General features: G+C 71.9%; 18 protein-coding genes and 1 other RNA gene. 12 read left to right on the forward strand and 7 right to left on the reverse strand.

What is annotated here, in order from left to right; all coding sequences use genetic code 11:
- The first annotated feature begins 27 nt into the window (after positions 1–27).
- Positions 28–495: a lamin tail domain-containing protein gene (locus ACIOMQ_RS12060; protein WP_362194875.1), complete on the forward strand. Its 468-nt coding sequence runs from the start codon at positions 28–30 to the stop codon at positions 493–495.
- Positions 496–631: 136 nt separating this feature from the next.
- Positions 632–1,513 carry a PhzF family phenazine biosynthesis isomerase gene (locus tag ACIOMQ_RS12065; protein WP_362194872.1) on the forward strand — a complete coding sequence of 294 codons (882 nt, stop codon included), beginning with the start codon at positions 632–634 and terminating at the stop codon, positions 1,511–1,513.
- Between the two features lie 20 nt (positions 1,514–1,533).
- Here ACIOMQ_RS12065 and ACIOMQ_RS12070 read toward each other — a convergent pair whose 3' ends face one another.
- Complete coding sequence (locus ACIOMQ_RS12070; RefSeq protein ID WP_402188875.1) at positions 1,534–2,478, reverse strand: NAD-dependent epimerase/dehydratase family protein; 945 nt, start codon at positions 2,476–2,478, stop codon at positions 1,534–1,536.
- Positions 2,475–3,524 carry a ScbA/BarX family gamma-butyrolactone biosynthesis protein gene (locus ACIOMQ_RS12075; RefSeq protein WP_362194866.1) on the reverse strand — a complete coding sequence of 350 codons (1,050 nt, stop codon included), beginning with the start codon at positions 3,522–3,524 and terminating at the stop codon, positions 2,475–2,477. Before ACIOMQ_RS12075 ends, ACIOMQ_RS12070 begins: the two co-directional genes overlap by 4 nt.
- Positions 3,525–3,657: 133 nt before the next feature.
- On the opposite strand from ACIOMQ_RS12075, the gene ACIOMQ_RS12080 reads away from it, so the two are divergent.
- The 3 genes from ACIOMQ_RS12080 (at position 3,658) to ACIOMQ_RS12090 (ending at position 5,954) form a co-directional block, all read left to right on the forward strand.
- Positions 3,658–4,320 carry a ScbR family autoregulator-binding transcription factor gene (locus tag ACIOMQ_RS12080; protein WP_362194863.1) on the forward strand — a complete coding sequence of 221 codons (663 nt, stop codon included), beginning with the start codon at positions 3,658–3,660 and terminating at the stop codon, positions 4,318–4,320.
- Between the two features lie 174 nt (positions 4,321–4,494).
- The gene (locus ACIOMQ_RS12085; RefSeq protein WP_362194860.1) at positions 4,495–5,397 is read left to right on the forward strand and encodes a glycosyltransferase; all 903 of its coding nucleotides are present in this window, start codon (positions 4,495–4,497) and stop codon (positions 5,395–5,397) included.
- Between the two features lie 251 nt (positions 5,398–5,648).
- On the forward strand, positions 5,649–5,954 hold the full coding sequence (locus ACIOMQ_RS12090; protein ID WP_362194969.1) for a VOC family protein: 306 nt from the start codon (positions 5,649–5,651) through the stop codon (positions 5,952–5,954).
- Here the strand turns inward: ACIOMQ_RS12090 and ACIOMQ_RS12095 are convergent.
- A complete protein-coding gene (locus ACIOMQ_RS12095) occupies positions 5,932–6,849 on the reverse strand; it encodes a metallophosphoesterase (RefSeq protein WP_362194857.1) in 918 nt (305 codons plus the stop codon). The genes ACIOMQ_RS12090 and ACIOMQ_RS12095 overlap by 23 nt on opposite strands.
- Before the next feature lie 510 nt (positions 6,850–7,359).
- On the opposite strand from ACIOMQ_RS12095, the gene ACIOMQ_RS12100 reads away from it, so the two are divergent.
- Positions 7,360–7,596, forward strand: coding sequence for a hypothetical protein (locus ACIOMQ_RS12100; protein WP_401263809.1), 237 nt, complete (start codon positions 7,360–7,362; stop codon positions 7,594–7,596).
- A gap of 128 nt (positions 7,597–7,724) precedes the next feature.
- On the opposite strand, the gene ACIOMQ_RS12105 is transcribed toward ACIOMQ_RS12100, so the two are convergent.
- Complete coding sequence (locus ACIOMQ_RS12105; RefSeq protein ID WP_362194851.1) at positions 7,725–8,594, reverse strand: LysR family transcriptional regulator; 870 nt, start codon at positions 8,592–8,594, stop codon at positions 7,725–7,727.
- 68 nt (positions 8,595–8,662) lie between these two features.
- On the opposite strand from ACIOMQ_RS12105, the gene ACIOMQ_RS12110 reads away from it, so the two are divergent.
- Together ACIOMQ_RS12110 and ACIOMQ_RS12115 are read left to right on the forward strand one after the other, a co-directional pair.
- Positions 8,663–9,553, forward strand: coding sequence for an EamA family transporter (locus tag ACIOMQ_RS12110; protein ID WP_402188877.1), 891 nt, complete (start codon positions 8,663–8,665; stop codon positions 9,551–9,553).
- A gap of 196 nt (positions 9,554–9,749) precedes the next feature.
- Positions 9,750–11,123: an alkaline phosphatase gene (locus ACIOMQ_RS12115; protein ID WP_401753380.1), complete on the forward strand. Its 1,374-nt coding sequence runs from the start codon at positions 9,750–9,752 to the stop codon at positions 11,121–11,123.
- 334 nt (positions 11,124–11,457) lie between these two features.
- Here the strand turns inward: ACIOMQ_RS12115 and rnpB are convergent.
- Positions 11,458–11,859, reverse strand: an RNA gene (gene rnpB / locus ACIOMQ_RS12120) — RNase P RNA component class A.
- Positions 11,860–11,931: 72 nt separating this feature from the next.
- Entirely contained in the window at positions 11,932–12,501 is a 570-nt protein-coding gene (locus ACIOMQ_RS12125; protein WP_402189092.1) for a Uma2 family endonuclease, read from the reverse strand.
- 181 nt (positions 12,502–12,682) lie between these two features.
- On the opposite strand from ACIOMQ_RS12125, the gene ACIOMQ_RS12130 reads away from it, so the two are divergent.
- Positions 12,683–13,426, forward strand: a complete 744-nt coding sequence (locus ACIOMQ_RS12130) for a MerR family transcriptional regulator (protein ID WP_362194842.1) — start codon at positions 12,683–12,685, stop codon at positions 13,424–13,426.
- Positions 13,423–14,277, forward strand: coding sequence for a hypothetical protein (locus ACIOMQ_RS12135; RefSeq protein WP_362194839.1), 855 nt, complete (start codon positions 13,423–13,425; stop codon positions 14,275–14,277). The genes ACIOMQ_RS12130 and ACIOMQ_RS12135 overlap by 4 nt, the downstream gene beginning before the upstream one ends.
- Here ACIOMQ_RS12135 and ACIOMQ_RS12140 read toward each other — a convergent pair.
- On the reverse strand, positions 14,228–15,670 hold the full coding sequence (locus ACIOMQ_RS12140) for an RNB domain-containing ribonuclease (RefSeq protein WP_362194836.1): 1,443 nt from the start codon (positions 15,668–15,670) through the stop codon (positions 14,228–14,230). The genes ACIOMQ_RS12135 and ACIOMQ_RS12140 overlap by 50 nt on opposite strands.
- 222 nt (positions 15,671–15,892) lie before the next feature.
- Between ACIOMQ_RS12140 and yaaA the strand changes: the two genes are divergently transcribed.
- Positions 15,893–16,693 (forward strand): peroxide stress protein YaaA, encoded by an 801-nt coding sequence (yaaA, locus tag ACIOMQ_RS12145; protein ID WP_402188880.1) that lies wholly within the window; start codon positions 15,893–15,895, stop codon positions 16,691–16,693.
- A gap of 96 nt (positions 16,694–16,789) precedes the next feature.
- A complete protein-coding gene (gene eda / locus ACIOMQ_RS12150; protein ID WP_362194830.1) occupies positions 16,790–17,410 on the forward strand; it encodes a bifunctional 4-hydroxy-2-oxoglutarate aldolase/2-dehydro-3-deoxy-phosphogluconate aldolase in 621 nt (206 codons plus the stop codon).
- The last annotated feature ends 194 nt before the right edge of the window (positions 17,411–17,604 follow it).

A 17,604-nucleotide genomic window follows, 5' to 3' on the forward strand; every position in this document is an offset into this window, starting at 1 on the left:
ACCGGAACTCCATGCAAGGACCACAGCATGCGCATACCCAGCGCCGCACCGCTCGCCCTGGCCGCCGCCACCGCCCTGGCCGGCTCACTGCTCGTCACGGCCCCGGCGTCGGCCGCCTCGCACCAGGGCGGACTGCACCTCGGCAGGATCCAGTACGACAGCCCCGGCAAGGACACCCGCACCAACGCCTCCCTCAACGCCGAATGGGTGGACATCCACAACAACGGCACGTCGAAGCTCCAGCTCAAGGGCTACAAGCTCAAGGACAACACCGGGTACACGTACACCTTCCCCAGCTACACCATCGGCGCGGGCAAGACCGTCAAGGTCCACACGGGCAAGGGCAGGAACGCGTCGGGCAACGTCTACTGGAACCGCGGTTCGTACGTCTGGAACAACACCGGTGACAAGGCCCGGCTGATCAAGCCGAACGGCAAGCTCCAGGACTCCTGCTCCTGGACGAAGTCGGGCAAGGGCACCAAGAACTGCCACTGAGCCGATGCCCTCGCGGCCCGGGGCGTCCGACCGGGTCGGGTCCGGCCTGGTCCGGAATGCCTCGGACCGGGTCCGGCCGGCTCGGGAATGCCCCGGGCCGGGAATGCTCCGGGCCGCGACGGGGTTGACCTGCGGCATGAGCCAGAATTCAAGTATCGGGATCCTGCGTTACACCGCGTTCTCCGCCGATCCGGAGGGCGGCAATCCGGCAGGGGTCGTCCTTGACGCGTCCGGTCTCGACGACGCGGCGATGCTCGCCGTCGCGGCGGAACTGGGGTACAGCGAATCGGCCTTCCTGACCGGTCGGAACGAACCGGCCGACGACGGACCACCGGCCGCCCGGGGGTACACGATCCGCTACTTCAGCCCGAAGGCCGAAGTCCCGTTCTGCGGCCACGCCACCGTGGCGGCGGCCGTCGCACTCGCCGAGCGCGACGGCCCCGGCGATCTGGTGTTCAGCACCCGCGCGGGCACGGTCCCGGTCACCGTCACCCGGGAGGGCGGCGAGCTCCGCGCCACGCTCACCAGCGTCGAGCCGGACGTGACGGACATCGCCCCGGAGGACCTGGCGGAGGCGCTGGCCGCCCTGGACTGGCCGACCGCCGGCCTCGACCCGGCCCTGCCGCCCCGGATCGCGTACGCGGGCGCCCGGCACCTGGTGCTGGCCGCCGCGACCCGGGAGCGGCTCGCCGACCTCGACTACGACTTCGCGCGCCTCGAAGCCCTGATGCACCGGCTGGACCTGACCACCCTGCAACTGGTGTGGCGGGCGTCGCCGACCGTCTTCCACGTCCGCAACCCGTTCCCGGTGGGCGGTGTCGTCGAGGACCCCGCCACGGGCGCGGCGGCGGCCGCCTTCGGCGCCTTTCTGCGTGCGCTGGACCTCGTCCCGGACACCGCGCTCCTCACCCTCCACCAGGGTGAGGACATGGGCCGCCCCGGCGTCCTCACGGTCGAACTCCGGTCGGGCGACGCGCGGGTGCGGGTGAGCGGTACGGGCACCCGGATCGAGCCCTGACGCGACGGCGCCCGGCGCCGTCAGCGGCTCGGACCACCACCGAGGTGCCGGCGGTACCACGGGGCGTGCCGGGCGAACGCGGTCGTGAAGCCCTCGCCCGGCTCCCAGTCGAAGTCCTGCCCGACCCGTTCGTCGGCGAACCAGTGGTCCACGGCGAGCATGCCGAGGTGGTGCAGTGCGTACGGCACCCCGGCGAGCCGCTCACGGGCGGCCGCCACGTCGACACCGGTGGCTCCCCAGGGCAGCCGCAGTTCGTCGAGGACCGTGGACAGCAGCTGCGAACAGCTCACCGGCTCGGGGTGGTTGACGTGGTAGACCCCGGCCGGCTCCTTCGGGGACAGCGCCGCACCCAGCAGCGCCCGCCCCAGCGCCTCTGCGTCGATCATCGAGTGCCGCGCCCCGCACCCGGTCACACCGGCCGAGAGCTGCCGGACCAGCGCGACCAGCCCGGGCACCGCCCACCGGTCCCCGGCGCCGTACACGAGGTGCGGCCGCACGACGACGCCGCCGGCCGCGAGGACATGCTGCTCGGCGGCGGCGCGGGTCAGGCTGGTGGCCGAGGCCGGGGCGGGCTCGGCCTGTCCGGGCAGCAGCCCGGTGAACGGGCCCCGGCCGTAGACGGATGCCGTGCTCAGGTACACGATCCGGGTGACCCCGCAGCGATCCGCCTCCTCGGCCAGAGCCCGCGTTCCTTGATCATTTACCGACCGCGCGGTCGGTTCGTCACCCCCGATCCAGGAGGCGCAGTGGATCACCGCGTCGACGCCCTCGCAGCTGCCGCGCAGCGTCGCCGGGTCGGCGAGATCCCCGTACACCGTCTCGACGCCGGGTCCTCCGGCGGATGCGGCGAGGGCGGTCCGGTGGGTCATCAGACGCAGCCGGAGACCGGGGGTGGCGCGGGCCGCGGCCACCACATGGCCGCCGATGAAGCCGGTCGCGCCGGTGATGAGTACGCGCGGTGTCATGACTGTCCGGCCTGTCGGGGGTGGGCCGCGCCCTGCCGCGGGCCCGGGGATTCGAGAGTGCAGGCGAAGACCGGCCGGTCGTCCTGCGTCGCCGAGACGTGCACCGCGCTCGCCGTGGGATCACCGGCCGGGACGGTCCGGGCCTCGATCCAGCAGGGGCGGTCGAGTTCCACGTACTGGAGGAAGTCGGTCCTGACCGACACGGGGAGGAAGTCGTGGCCGGGGGTGGTGGCGACCGCCGCCTGACGGGCCGCCTCCAGCAGCAGAATGCCCGGCACGTGATCGTTGGGCCGGGCGAACAGCGTCGGGTGTCCGGTGTCGATCCGCAGCTGCCAGACGCCGCGCCGCGGCCCCGGCGCCAGTACGACATCGCGTTCATCGGCCCTGCCCACCTCGGCCGGTGCGACGGCGGGCAGGAGGGGTATCGGGGCGCCGATCACGTACTGCCGCCCGTTCCGCAGCTTCTGGTACGCCTCGGCCGAGGCGCAGCTGATGCGCCCGCCTCCGCTGGCGAGGACGGTGCCCAGGCGGTGCAGGAGCAACTCGACATGCATGGAGCCGATGTGCCGCCGGCCGCGCCGGATCCGGGAGCAGGACACATCCACCGTGATGTCCCAGGGCGCCTCGCCCAGGAGCAGTTGGCCGGGTTCGCAGACATACGCCAGCTCCCACATCACGAACTGGTTCTCGAACGGCATACCGAAGGCCGCATGGCCCAGGAGCATCGTCGTCTGGCGCATGGTCTCCGCGATCAGCAGCGGATCCTGGTGACGGCCGGACACGGGGGCGAAGAAGCGGTGCGCCTGCGGCCACCGGGCCGACACCGAGAACTGGGTCTCGGTCTGCCGGGTCCAGCCGGTGGCAAAGACGTCCTCGGCGTCGGGCCGGTGGACCAGGCGCCGCAGGAAGTCGCCCTCCGGCCGTCTTCCCGTCGGCGCCGTACCCTCGGCTCCCAGGTATTCGGCGAATTCGGCGGCTCCGACACGTCCGGCACCGTCGATGCCGTCGACGGATACCGAAGCACTGCGCGAGGTGAGCTGAACCATGAATATTCCTCCCAGAGGATCCATACCGGGAGGGCAGTCCGCCCCCGCAGTAAGATACTGACAGTCCGGTTTTCCTATCCAGCCATATCCCAGTGGTGCTGACCACGCCACGACTGAGAGAGACTCGTAGCTGATGGCACAGCAGGCGCGCGCGATCCAGACTCGACGGTCGATCCTGGTGGCGGCCGCCGCCGTTTTCGATGAACGCGGCTACAGCAGCGCCACCATCAGCGAAATTCTCGCGCGGGCCGGTGTGACAAAAGGTGCGCTCTACTTCCATTTCACCTCGAAGGAAGACCTGGCTCTCGGGGTGATGGACGTACAGCTGGACAGCGATCCGCTCCCTCCCCAGCTGACGAAGCTTCAGGAATTGGTCGATCAGGGAATGCTGCTCGCCCACCGGCTCCGTCATGAGCCGCTGGTACGCGCCAGTGTCGGACTCGCCATGGACCAGGCGGTGGAAGGACTCGACCGGGGCACTCCGTTCCGTGCCTGGATAGACCGGCTCGAAAATCTGCTGGTCGCCGCGAAGAATCAGGGCGAACTCCTGCCGCACGTCGACCCCCGCGAGACCGCCGAAATGCTGGCAGGCTCCTTCTCCGGCATTCAGGTCATGTCTCAAGCCCTTTGCAAACGCGAGGACTTGGGGAGGCGGATCTCGGTACTTCTGCATTACGTACTGCCGAGCATCTCGACCCCGTCCGTGCTGGCCACGCTCGACATGGCCGAGGACCGGGGCAAGCGCCTGGTCGGCCTCCTCGAATCGGTTCCCAGCCAGGCCGGCGCACCCGGCTGACGGGTCAGGGCGTCGGCGGCACTCGGCCTCCGGCCGCCACCGGTCCCCGTCGGTCCACCCACGCCGACGAAGGATCACTGGGCACGACGCAGCGGCAACGGGTGGCTGAACAACGGTCGACGGGCTCGTGCGGCTACGATCACGGGCACCGCAGCGAGACCAGGAGTGCCGACCGTGTCCGAACCGCGCATCGCCGTATCCATCGTCACCATGGGCGATCGCCCGCGGCAGGTCGAGGCCCTGCTGGCCTCGGTGGCAGCCCAGGACGTCCGGCCGGACCGTCTCGTCGTCGTGGGCAACGGCTCACCGCTCCCGGACTTCACCGCCCTTCCCGGCCTCCGCGACCTGTCCGGCGGCGTGACGGCGATCGAACTCGACGAGAATCTGGGCTGCCCCGGTGGCCGCAACATCGCCCTGCGCAAACTGGCGGAGTTCGGCGACGTGGATGTCGTGATCGAGCTCGACGACGACGGACTCCTGGTCGACAGCGGAGTGTTCCGCAAGGTCCGGGAGCTGTACGCCGCCGACCCCCGGCTCGGCATCGTCGGCTTCCGGATCGCCGACGAGCACGGCGAGACCCAGCGCCGCCACGTCCCGCGCCTGCGCGCCGCCGACCCGATGCGGGGCGGCCCGGTCACCGCGTTCCTGGGCGGCGGCCACGCCCTCTCGATGAAGATGCTCGCCCAGACGGGACCCTGGCCCGCGGAGTTCTTCTTCACGCACGAGGAGACGGACCTGTCCTGGCGGGCGCTCGACGCGGGCTGGAAGATCCTCTACGAGCCCGATCTGCTGCTCCAGCACCCCAAGACCTCCCCGGCCAGACACTCCGTCTACTACCGGATGACGGCCCGCAACCGGGTCTGGCTGGCCCGCCGCAACCTGCCCGTGCCCCTGGTCCCGGCGTATCTGGGCACCTGGACCCTCCTCACCGTGGCCCGCACCCGGTCGGCGACGGGGCTGCGGGCCTGGGCCGGGGGCTTCGCGGAGGGGGTCCGTACGCCGTGCGGGCCGCGGCGGCCCATGCGGTGGCGCACGGTGTGGCGGATGACGAAACTGGGACGGCCGCCGGTCATCTGACCCGCCGGCACAACCGACCCGCCGACCCGGGTCACAACGGCCGGGGCCGGGTGGCGCGGGTTCGGTCCCGAGAGCAGGAGTTGCCGATGTCCGTCCGCAGGATCGTTCCCAACGTCCGGACCACCACCGGTCCGGGGGCCGAAGCCGCAGTCGGCACTGGAGCCGGAGCCGGAGCCGACGCCGCCACTGCCACTGCCACTGCCACTGCCAACGCCGACGCCGACGCTGCCGCTGCCGCTGCCGCTGCCGCGATGAAGCGGAGCGCGGAGTTCTACGGCTTGCTGGGCCTCCAGGAGGTCATGAACCACGGCTGGATCATGACGCTCGCCTCTCCCTCCCGTCCCTCGGTCCAGCTCAGCATCATGGGGGCCGACGCCACCGCCCCGATCGCCCCGGACATGAGCATGGAGGTGGAGGACGTGGACGCGGTCCACGCGACCATGAAGGAGAGCGGCGCGGAGATCGTGTACCCGCTGCACGACGAGGAATGGGGCGTGCGCCGCTTCTTCGTCCGCGACCCCGACGGCCGTGTGATCAACGTGCTGAGCCATCGCTGATGGACTCCGGCGCCGTTGCGCCCCCGCCACCGCCGTCGCCGTCGCCGCCGTACGGCAGGATCTGGCGCAGAAGCCCCTTGGGGTGGCCCCGCCTGCGCCATTCCCTGGGGTAGCCGATGGAGACCTCCTCGAAGCGCACCCCGTCGTACCAGGTCGTACGGGGAATGTGCAGATGGCCGTAGACCACGGCCGCCACATTGAAGCGCCGGTGCCAGTCGGCGGTGAGCTCCGTGCCGCACCACTGGGCGAACTCGGGGTACGTCAGGACGGCCATCGGCTCCCGGACCAGGGGCCAGTGGCCGGCGATGACCAGCGGAACCTGCGGATCATGTGCGGCGAGGCGCCGTTCCGTCTCCGTCACCCGCGCCCGGCACCAGGCGTCACGGCTCGGGTACGGGTCGGGGTGCAGCAGGAATTCGTCGGTGCACACCACCCCCGTCTTGTGCGCGTACGCCAGGGACGCCTCCTTGGTCGTCGTGCCCGGCGCCCGGAAGCTGTAGTCGTACAGCAGGAACACGGGCGCGACGGCCACCGGCCCCTCGGGGCCGGGCCACAGCGGGTACGGGTCCTCCGGAGTGGACACCCCGAGACTCCGGCACAGCTCGACCAGGTGCTCGTACCGTTCCTGGCCCCGGAGTTGGACCGGGTCCTGTTTGGTCGTCCACAGTTCGTGGTTCCCGGGGGTCCAGATCACCCGGGAGTAGCGGCCCGCGAGCAATCGCAGCGCCCACTCCACGTCCTCGATCCGTTCCGCGACATCACCGGCGACGATGAGCCAGTCCTCGTCCGAATCGGGCCGCAGCGACTCGATGAGGGGGCGGTTGTCCGCCATCCCGACGTGAAGGTCGCTCACCGCGAGCAGAGACCCGTGGTTTCCATAGGCGCGATCGGACATGGACAACCCTTCCCGAGGAGTACTGGACAAGATCGTGCCCCATGACCGGGCCCGGCAGTACCCGTAGTGTCCGGTTCGCCGACATCCGGTTCGCCGACGACCGTCGCCGCGGACGGCCGAGCGGCCGCACCCCGAGCCGAGCGGGGAGCTCCTCCGGCTCACGGTGACCGTCGTGAACTCGGCGCTCACGTTGCCGCCGTATGCCATGGCAGTCCCTTCCTCGGACCGGGTTCGTTGCCGCGCCGTGGGGCGCGGGCACCACCCAACAGGCCGGGGACGGACATCCTGCGCTGTGCGCGCGACGACGGACTCGCGCTCACCTCCCCGGCCCATCCGCCCCGGCCGCGCACGGGCACCGGTCCGTCGCGGGGGTGCGGCGACGGGTGTGCGGCCGGACCGCTCGGCGACCACCGGCCGTGGCCGCGGCCGTCTTCGCTCAGGCGGGTGATCTAGGTCCGGCGCAGCCCCGCCGCCGGGCATACTGCCGCACCCGGCGTGGAACATCCATGCATGACCGAAAGCGCGAGCCCCCGTTCCTCGAACCCCCGGATCACTGTGCTGAAAGTGCAGCCCGGTGATCCGCCCTTCCGCCTCGTGGAGATCGACGGGGAGGTCGTCGGCGCGGCCACGTCGATGACGGATGTGCTCGCCATCGCCGCGGCCGCGGGCATCACGGTCCACGATCTCGACGACATGGAGATGATCCGGTGGGTGAGCGGCGGCAAATTCCATTGGAGGCTGCGCTGAGTGCTGCCCGCGGCCGCACGGCTCGGCGGCACGGCCTGTCCGTGATCCGGCGACCCCGCAGCACCGGCCCGGTCCGTCCGTGATCCGGCGGTCCTCCGCCCCGGCCCGGTCCGTCCGTCGCTCGGGAGTCACGTGTCCGCGCGGTAGAGGTCGCGGAGCAGCGCGACCACGGCGGGCGTGGCCGGGTGGGGGTCGTGGTGGCGCCAGATGAGGTGGACGGCGACGGGCGCGGCGTCGCGGAGGGGGCGGTAGGTGATGCCGTCGCGGCGGTACTGGGTGGCGGTGGCCCGGGGGGTGATGCCGATGCAGCGGCCGGTGGCGATGGCGGCGAGCCAGTCGTCGATGTCGTGGGTGTATTCGACGGCGGGGCGGGCGTCCTCGGGCCACAGGTCCAGGGTGGTGGTGCCGGTACGGCGGTCCACCACCAAAGTGCGTCCCCGGGCCTCCTCCAGGCGGACGCTGCGGCGCTTGGCCCACGGGTCGTCGGAGGCGAGGGCGACGTAGCGGCGTTCGTGGCCGACGAGGGCGTGGGCGTAGCGGCGGGTGTCGACGGGGGTGCGGACGACAGCGAGGTCGCACAGCCCCTCGGCGAGGCCGCCGGTGGGGGTGTTGTGGCGGATGAGGTGGAGCTCGATGCCGGGGTGGCGATCGTGCCAGCGTCGCTGGAACTCGGCGGTGTGGCGCCCCATCGCGGACCAGGCGTGGCCGATGCGCAGCCGGGTGTGGCCGGTGGTGGCCTGGTGGACCAGTTCGTCGGTCTCGGCGAGGAGGTGGCGGGCACGGGCGAGGACCTGCACCCCGGCGGTGGTGGGGGTGACGGTGCGGCTGGTGCGGTGCAGCAGCCGCACGCCGAGGATCCGCTCCAGCGCGAGCAGGGTGCGGGACACGGCGGCCTGGGAGACACCCAGCTCGATCGCCGCGTCGGTGAAGCTGCCCGAGTCGACGATCGTGACCAGGCAACGCAGGTGCCTCAGCTCCAGTTCGGTGCGACCATCCATACGTCCAGCGTATAGATGACGCATCGGATGCATTTTGCGCGCGCCTCGGTCTGCCGGATGGTCATGCCATGCCGATCGAAGCTCGTGCCGCGGCGCCGACGAGAGCGCCCCGGTGGTCCGGAATGATGCTGATGCTGGGCAGCGGCCTGTCCAACCAGGCCGGTGCCTCGGTCGCCGCGCTCGCCTTCCCCGTCCTGGGGCCGGTGGGCGTGGTGGCGGTGCGTCAGTGGGTGGCCGCCGCGGTGCTGCTGAGCGTCGGCCGTCCGCGGTTGCGTGCGTTCAGCGGCGCCCAGTGGCGGCCGGTACTGGGGCTGGCCGCGGTGTTCGCGACCATGAACCTGACGCTGTACACGGCGATCGACCGGATCGGGCTCGGGCTCGCGGTCACCCTGGAGTTCGTCGGCCCGCTCACCGTGGCGCTGGCGAGCTCCCGCCGGCGTACCGACGTCGCCTGTGCGGTGGCCGTGGCGGCCGCTGTGGTGGTCCTCACCCGTCCCCGGCCCAGCACCGACTACCTCGGCATCGGACTCGCCCTGCTCGCCGCCGCCTGCTGGGGTTCGTACATTCTGCTCAACCGCACGGTCGGCGAGCGCCTTCCGGGCTTGCAGGGGTCGGCCGCCGCCGCGGGCATCTCCGGCCTGTTCCATCTTCCCGTCGGCGTTGCCGTCCTGTGGCTGCACCCGCCCACGCCGACCGCCCTGTGGTGCGCTCTGGCTGCCGGTGTGCTGTCCTCCGCGGTGCCGTTCCTGGCCGATCTGCTCGCGCTGCGCCGCGTGCCCGCCCACTTCTTCGGTGTGTTCATGAGCGTCAATCCGGTGTTCGCGGCCCTGGCCGGAACGCTGGTCCTCGGCCAGCGCCTCGAACCGGCGTCCTGGCTGGCCATCGCGGTGATCGTCACCGCCAACGGGGTTGCCGTGGGAACGGCCGCCACACGTGTGGCGGCGCCGGTGGAGGGGTGACGGTGGACGGGTGATGGGCGACGGCGGACGGGCGACAGCGGGCGGGCGCGTTGCGTCACGTTCCGGCAGGACGGAAGGCGTCTGGGTGTCGCCCGCGGTTCACACGGCGCTGATGGACTGACCGATGTCGGTGCCCTGCACAACCTGTTCAAGGACCGATGCCGGTGCCCTGCACGACCCGTTCAAGGAGAGTTCCATGCCCGGACTGCGCCTGTCCCGCAGCCATCTGATAGCCGCCGGTGCGGTCTTCGTCGCCACCGCCACCGCCGCCGTCGCCGTCACGACGACGGCCGGCGCGTACGGTGCGAAAGAGCACGCGAAGGACGCCGTCAAGGGCGGGAAGGCGAAGAACGTCATCCTGCTCATCGGCGACGGCATGGGCGACTCGGAGATCACCCTCGCCCGTGACTACACCGTGGGCGCGGCCGGCCGCCTGAACATGGACAGGTTCCCGCTGACCGGCGCCTACACGACCTACGCCGTGCACGCGGACGGCACACCGGACTACGTCACCGACTCCGCGGCCAGCGGCACCGGCTGGGCGACCGGTGTGAAGACCGTCAACGGGCGGATCTCCAAGACGCCGGGCAAGAACAAGGCCGTGCCGACCATTCTGGAACTGGCGCAGAAGGGCGGGTACGCGACCGGTTCGGTGACCACCGCCGAGCTGACCGACGCCACCCCGGCCGTCCTCGCCTCGCACGTCACCGACCGCTCCTGCCAGGGCCCCGCCGACATGGCCAACTGCCCCACCGACACCATCGCCAAGGGCGGCCCCGGCTCGATCGCCGAGCAGAGCGTCAACCACAAGGTCGATGTCCTCCTCGGCGGCGGCAAGCAGCGCTTCGACCAGAAGGTGACCGACGGCAAGTACAAGGGCCTGACCGTCACCGAGCAGGCACGGAAGCTGGGCTACCAGGTCGTCACCGACAACGCGTCCCTGAAGGCGGTCAAGGGCGGCAAGCCGGTGCTCGGGCTCTTCGCGTCCGGCAACGTGGCCACCGAGTGGACCGGCAAGGCCGCCGCGGCCGGCGGGACCGCCCCGCAGCGCTGCGTCACCTCCAACCCGAACCGGCCCTCCGGCACCCCGAACCTCGCCGACCAGACCACCAAGGCCGTCCAGCTCCTGGAGGCGAAGCAGAAGCAGAAGCACAGCAAGAAGGGCTTCTTCCTCCAGGTCGAGGGCGCGTCGATCGACAAGCAGGACCACGCGGCCGACCCGTGCGGCCAGATCGGCGAGACCGCGGCGTTCGACCGCGCGGTGAAGGCGGCCCGCGCGTACGCCGCCAAGCACCCCGACACCCTGGTCGTCACCACCGCCGACCACGGCCACAGCAGCCAGATCGTTCCCCTGGAGGCCCAGCCGCCCGGCCTGTCCTCCACGCTGATCACCGACGAGGGCCAGCCGATCAAGGTCAACTACTCGACCAACACGCCCGGCCAGTCGCAGGAGCACACCGGCACCGAGGTCCGCATCGCGGCGCAGGGCCCGCAGGCCTACCGGGTCCTGGGCGTCACCGACCAGACCGACCTGTTCACCACGATCCGCGAGGCGCTCCAGGTGCGCTGACCGCCGTACCGCATGTGCCCGTGAGGGGCCGGCCGGACCACCGGTCGGCCCCTCACGGGCGTGCTCCGGGCGACCCCGGTCGCCTCGGCCCGTATCTGCTCCTCGGGCGGCTCGGGGCCGGAGACATGGGGAGGGTGTACCTGGCCAGGTCCGCGAGCGGCCGCATGCCGCCCGTGCGGCCGACGTCCTTCATGGGAACCGTCATGGGCGTCCTGCCGCACGCCTCGGGGTGTTCCGAACGCCCGGACCAGCAGGCTGCCGAAAGATCTGGGATTCCCCGACCGGGCCGGAAGCCCCTTCGGGGGCCCTTCGAAGGCAAAGCCGCAGGTAGCGGCAGACGAGTCGGGCTGTACGCCGGGTTCTGTCGCCCGGTCGCCTCGCGGCGGCCGGGGAGACGGCCATCCATCTAGGACCGGCATTGCTGCCGGCCTCGTGCGGTCTACCCGCGAACTCGGGCGGGCAGCCCTCGAACATTCGCGCAGGGCCGTCTCGCGACGGCCCCTCTTGACCTTGCTCCGGGTGGGGTTTACCTAGCCGCCTGAGTCACCTCAGGCGCTGGTGGTCTCTTACACCACCGTTTCACCCTTACCGAGGACCGAGGTCCCCGGCGGTCTGTTTTCTGTGGCACTGTCCCGCGGGTCACCCCGGGTGGCCGTTAGCCATCACCCTGCCCTGTGGAGCCCGGACGTTCCTCGGGGAGATCCAAGGATCCCCACGCGGCCGTCCGCCCGGCTCGTCTGCCGTGCCGACCATGCTACCCGCCTGGCGGGGGCCGCCGGACGGGGCCGCCGGCCGAAGCATGGGGGGCTCAGATGAATTCCCCGGTCTCCAGCTCGAAGGCGAACGGAGCCGGGAGAGTGAGCCGCTTGCCGAACGGGATCGTGCAGTGCTGACGGTAGTCGTCGCCCTCCGGCTCACTGAACAGCGTCACCGAGGACTCCTCTCGGTCGACCAGCAGGTACAGGGGGACAGGTCCGCGGGCGTAGCAGTGCCGCTTGTCCGTGCGGTCGGCCCGGGGCTTGGCCGAGGTGACCTCGACGACGAGAGCCACCCCCTCGCACGGCATCCAGGGGTCCGCTCCCCGGTACAGCCGCAGCTCGGTGGGGGCGAAGGTGCCATCGGGGATGACGTGGTTCCTGGGGCAGCGTCCGCCGCTCCTCAGCTTCAGTCCCTTGTTCCCGGAGAAGTCCATATCGGTCCGGGCGAGCCTGATCACCTGCTTCAGGATCAGGCTGATGCAGTCCTCGTGGTCCCCGTCCGGCGGTGGCGTCACGACAATCTCCCCCTCGATCAGCTCGGCACGGAAGCCCTCCGGCGTATCCAGCGCCAGGAAGCCCTCCAGCAGGACGTTCGCCTGCGTGAGCGGTTCGTGCGGCATGGCCGTCATGTCACGCTCCTTCCTCGGTCGCTCACCAGATTGGGGCATTTCGGCCGATCCACCGTCCGTGAGAGGGGAGTACTTCCTTCGATCGTGGCACAGAAAGGACCGGGGCCGTCAGATACCGACCGGTGTGGTGACCCCTTGACCCTGCCGCGGCGTCAACGTTTCTACTGGCCCCATGCGCATCGGAGAGATTGCCGCGCTCGTCGGGGTCACCTCGCGGGCGATCCGGCACTACCACCACATCGGTCTGCTGCCCGAGCCCGGCCGCCGGGCCAACGGCTATCGCGCCTACAGCGTGCGCGACGCCGTGGTTCTGGCCCGGATCCGGAGGCTGACCGAGCTCGGGCTCGGGCTGGACGAGGTGCGGGATGTTCTCGCCGACGACGCCGGGTGCGAACTGGTCGACGTACTCGTCGAGTTGGACGCCGATCTGGCCCGGCAGGAGAGCGAGATCCGGGAGCGGCGGCGTCGGCTGGCCCGGTTGCTGGACGGGCCGGTGAGCGCCGAGGAGCCCGTGTCGCCCGCGCTGGCCGAACTGCTGGGCGCAGCTCCGGCCACCGGCTCCCCCACGGCCGCCAAGGACCGCGAGCATCTGGTGCTGCTGGACACGACGGGCGTCGGGAGTGAGGTCTACGCCGCGCTGCGGCCGCTGGCCGAGGACCCGGCCGTGCACGCGCTGTACGAGCGGCTGGACGCACTGGCCGCGGCGCCCGTTGACGATCCGCGGATCGTCCCGCTCGCCGCCGATCTGGCCGCCGCCGTGCCGGACGAGGTGCTGGCGGCGATCCCCTCCGGTGGGCCGGTCGTGTCGGGGTTCGGTGAGGCGTTGCTCGACGACTACCCGCCCGCGCAGGCCGAGGTGGTGCGCCGGGTGATGGCGGCCGTGACAGCACGCGTGGTGGGGAGGGGGACGGGATGAGCGTACGGATGGCCCGGTATGCGGTGTGGGCTGTACTGCCTGTCGAGTCGGTTCTGGGCGGTTGCCTGTTGGCGGGGGTCCGGATACCGGGTGCGGTGCTGTTCGGCGTCGAGGTCCTGGTGGTCGCCGTGCTCGGGTTGGAGTGCGTGACCCTGTGGCGGCTCTGGCTCGCGGGCCGGCGCGCGGGGGCCGGACGCCGGGAGGCGATGGGGGCCGCGCTCCGTACCGTCGTGCCGGAGAAGGCGCGCCGCCTCCTCGCGCAGGAGGCGCGCGGTCTGCACGGTCTCGGGCTGTGGGTGCTGCGGCGGCGCCATGCCGTGCCGGAGGACGCCCTTGCCCTCCCGTACACCGGTCCGCAGACCGCGACGATGTACGGCCTGGCCTTCGTCTGCCTGGTCGAGACGGTGATGCTGGCACTGCTGGTCCCGTGGCCGGTCGCGCACGCGGTTCTGCTCGTCCTCGATGTGTACGGGGTGGTTCTGGTGCTCGCCCGCCATGCCGCGTGTGTGACCCGGCCGCATGTGGTGGGCGCCGACGGGGCGCTGCGGATTCGCTACGGCGTCCTGTTCGACCTGCGGGTTCCCGCCGCGGCGATCGCCGGGGCACGGGTCGAGCGGCGGTATCCGGACGGGTGGTTGCGGGTGGATGCGGACGGGGTGCTCGACCTCGTCGTGGGCGGGCAGACGACGGTGACCGTGGAACTGGTCTCCCCGGTGGCGTTCGTACGGCCGCTCGGCCGGCGAGGGTGGGCCCGGACGGTGCGGTTCCACGCGGATGATCCCGGTGCCGCCGTGGCCGCGCTCACGCGGGGGCGAAAAGGACCTTCGCCGAGCCAGGATCCGCCCGGGTGAGCCTGACCGGCAGCCGCTCCCCCAGCGGGAGCCTCGCCGTGCCGCCCTCGACACGGGCGACGACGGCCGGGTCGTCGATGTGGACGGTGCCCGTCGTCGGCTCCTGCTCCGACACGTCGATCACGTACCCGTCGAAGACCTCACCGATCCGGTCCTTGAGCAGCGCGGCCTCGACCACGTCGACGCACTCGCGCTCGACCGTGTTGGCGCGCCTGGTTCCGTCCGCCATCTCCTTCGGCAGGCCGGGCAGTGCGGCAAGGACCCATTCGGGCGGGTCCTGATCCGCGACGGCGGCCAGGCACAGCTCGGCCGCGTACCGGTCGACGAGCCGGCGCAGCGGGGCGGTGCAGTGCGTGTAGAGGTCGGCGACGGCGGCGTGGACGGCGGGGGCGGGGAGTTCGCCGTGCTCGAAGACGGTGTAGCCGGCGCCGCGCAGGAGGGTGGTGCACTCCTGGAGGAACGCGGCGTGGTCGGCCTTCCTGGGGTCGAGGGAGCGGACGACCTCGGCGTACGGGACATGGTGCGGCCAGTCGATGTGCAGCGCCTCGGCCGAGCGCCGGAGCCGGGCGACGGCGCCGTCCGGGGCAACCGGGAGGGTCCGCAGGATGCCGGTGCCGGTCTCCGCCATGAGGTGGGCGGCGGCCATGCCGGTCAGCAGGGAGATCTGGGCGTTCCAGCCCTCGGCGGGCAGCGGGGCGCGGTATTCCAGGCCGTATGTGCCGTCGCGCGCGACGATCTCCTGTTCGGGCACGTTCAGGGAGATGCCGCCGCGGGCGACCTCCTGTTCCTCGCGGAGCCGCCCGATGTCCCGGAGCAGGGCCAGGGGCTCTTCGGCGGTGCCTGTCCCGATCTGCCGCTGGACACCCGCGTAGTCGAGTCTCGCGCGGCTGCGGACGAGGGCCCGGTGCACCGAGGTGGCGACGGCGCCGCCCTCGGCGTCGAGGTCGATCCGCCAGAGCACGGCGGGGCGGGTCCGGCCGGGAAGGAGGCTGGCCGCGCTCTCGGAGAGCGGGGTGGGGTGGAGCGGCACCCTGCCGTCGGGGAAGTAGAGGGTCGTCACCCGGCGGTGGGCCTCGGTGTCGAGCGCGCCGCCGGGGCGTACGAAGGCGGCGACATCGGCGATGGCGTAGTGCACGCGGAAGCCGTGGCGGCGGCGTTCGAGGTGCATGGCCTGGTCGAGGTCGGCCGATGCGGGCGGGTCGATGGTGAAGAACGGCAGGTCCGTCGCGTCCTGGTGGGCCGACGCCGCGGGGGCACCCGCCGCCTGTGCCGCCTCGGCGAGGACGTCAGGCGGGAAGCCGTCGGGCACGCCGAGTTCGGTGCGCAGCTTGCGCAGGGCCGCCCTCAGCGGGGTGTCGGCCGGCCCGGTCATGTGGAGATGGCGGCGGGGCATGGACCGAGCGTATGGCGGGGCGGGTCCGGCGGCATCCCGGGCGGCGACGGACCGTAAGGGTTGTCCGGCCCTGATCCGGGGCCGCTGTCGGGCCTGGCCCGGGGCCGTTGGCCGGCCCTGATCCGCCGGACGGGCCCCGGGGCCGCGCCGGTGGCCCCCGTACGCTGGTGCGCGGGCCTTCTCGGCCCGTTTACCTGTGCGTACGTACGAAGGAGAACCGCCGTGCTCGTGCTGTTGCCGCCCTCCGAAGGAAAGGCCGCGTCGGGGCGCGGAGCGCCCCTGAAGCCGGAGTCGCTGGCGCTGCCGGGACTGGCCTCGGCGCGGGCCGCGGTCCTCGACGAACTGGTGGAGCTGTGCACGGCGGACGCGGAGAAGGCCCGTGAGGTGCTCGGGCTGAGCGAGGGGCTGCGCGGCGAGATCGCGAAGAACGTCGAGCTGCGGACGGCGGGGACGCGTCCGGCCGGGGAGATCTACACGGGGGTGCTGTACGACGCCCTGGACCTGGCTTCGCTGGACGCGGCGGCCAGGCGGCGGGCCGGGAAGTCGTTGCTGGTCTTCTCCGGGCTGTGGGGCGCCGTGCGGGTGGGCGACCGGATTCCTTCGTACCGCTGCTCGATGGGGGTGAAGCTGCCGGGGCTGGGCCCGCTCGGGGCGTACTGGCGCGACCCGATGACGGAGGTCATGCCGGAGGCCGCCGGGGACGGACTGGTCCTGGACCTGCGGTCGTCCGCGTACACCGCGGCCTGGAAGCCGAAGGGTGAGGTGGCGGAGCGCACAGCGAGCGTGCGGGTGCTGCACTCCCAGCTGGTGGACGGGGTCGAGAAGCGGTCCGTGGTCAGCCACTTCAACAAGGCGACGAAGGGGCGGATGGTTCGCGATCTGCTGCTGGCGGGCGCACGGCCGAAGGGGCCCGCGGAGCTCGTGGGGACGTTGCGGGAGCTCGGGTACGTGGTGGAGGCCGAGGCCCCCGCGCGGGCCGGGCGGGCATGGTCGCTCGATGTCGTGGTGACCGAGGTCCACTGAGCCGGGGGACCCGGCGCGTCACGACACATCGCCCGCGCGTTGCAGCATGCGCAACGGTCGTTGCGTGGTGTGTTGAGCGCGCGGCAAGATGTGCGGATGACCTCCTCTGTGCTGGACCTCGCCCCCGTCGTGCCCGTTGTCGTCCTGGAGGACGCCGCCGACGCGGTGCCGCTCGCCCGGGCCCTGGTGGCGGGCGGGCTCCCGGCCATCGAGGTGACGCTGCGCACCGCCGCGGCACTGGACGCGATCGGGGCGATCGTGGCCGAGGTGCCGGACGCGGTGGTCGGCGCGGGCACGGTGATCTCCGTACGGAACGTCGCCGACACCGTCGCCGCGGGTGCCCGGTTCCTGGTCAGCCCCGGCTGGACGGAGACGCTGCTGGACGCGATGAAGGCGTCGAAGGTGCCGTTCCTGCCCGGCGTCTCGACGACGTCCGAGGTGGTGGCGCTGCTGGAGCGCGGGGTCACCGAGATGAAGTTCTTCCCGGCCGAGGCCGCGGGCGGCACCGCGTATCTGAAGGCGCTCTCCTCGCCGCTGCCGCAGGCCCGGTTCTGCCCGACGGGCGGCATCTCCCTCGCCTCCGCGCCGTCCTATCTGGCTCTGCCCAACGTCGGTTGCGTGGGCGGAAGCTGGATGGTCCCGGCGGACGCGGTGGCGGCGAAGGACTGGGCGCGGGTGGAGCGGCTGGCGAGCGAGGCGGCGGCGCTGCGCGGCTGACTCTTCCCCACTCGGCGCTTCCCGGAACCGGGGCTCCGCCCCGGAGAGCCTCGCCTCCGCGCGGGGGCTTCTGTCCCGCGGAGGTTTCTGTCCCGCGGGGGGTTCCGTCCCGCGGAGGTCTCTGTCCCGCAGGGGGTTCCCTCCCGCGGAGGTCTCTGTCCCGCGAGGGCTTCCGTCCCGCGAGGGCTTCCGTC

Source organism: Streptomyces sp. NPDC087845 (assembly GCF_044742755.1).
GTDB lineage: Bacteria > Actinomycetota > Actinomycetes > Streptomycetales > Streptomycetaceae > Streptomyces.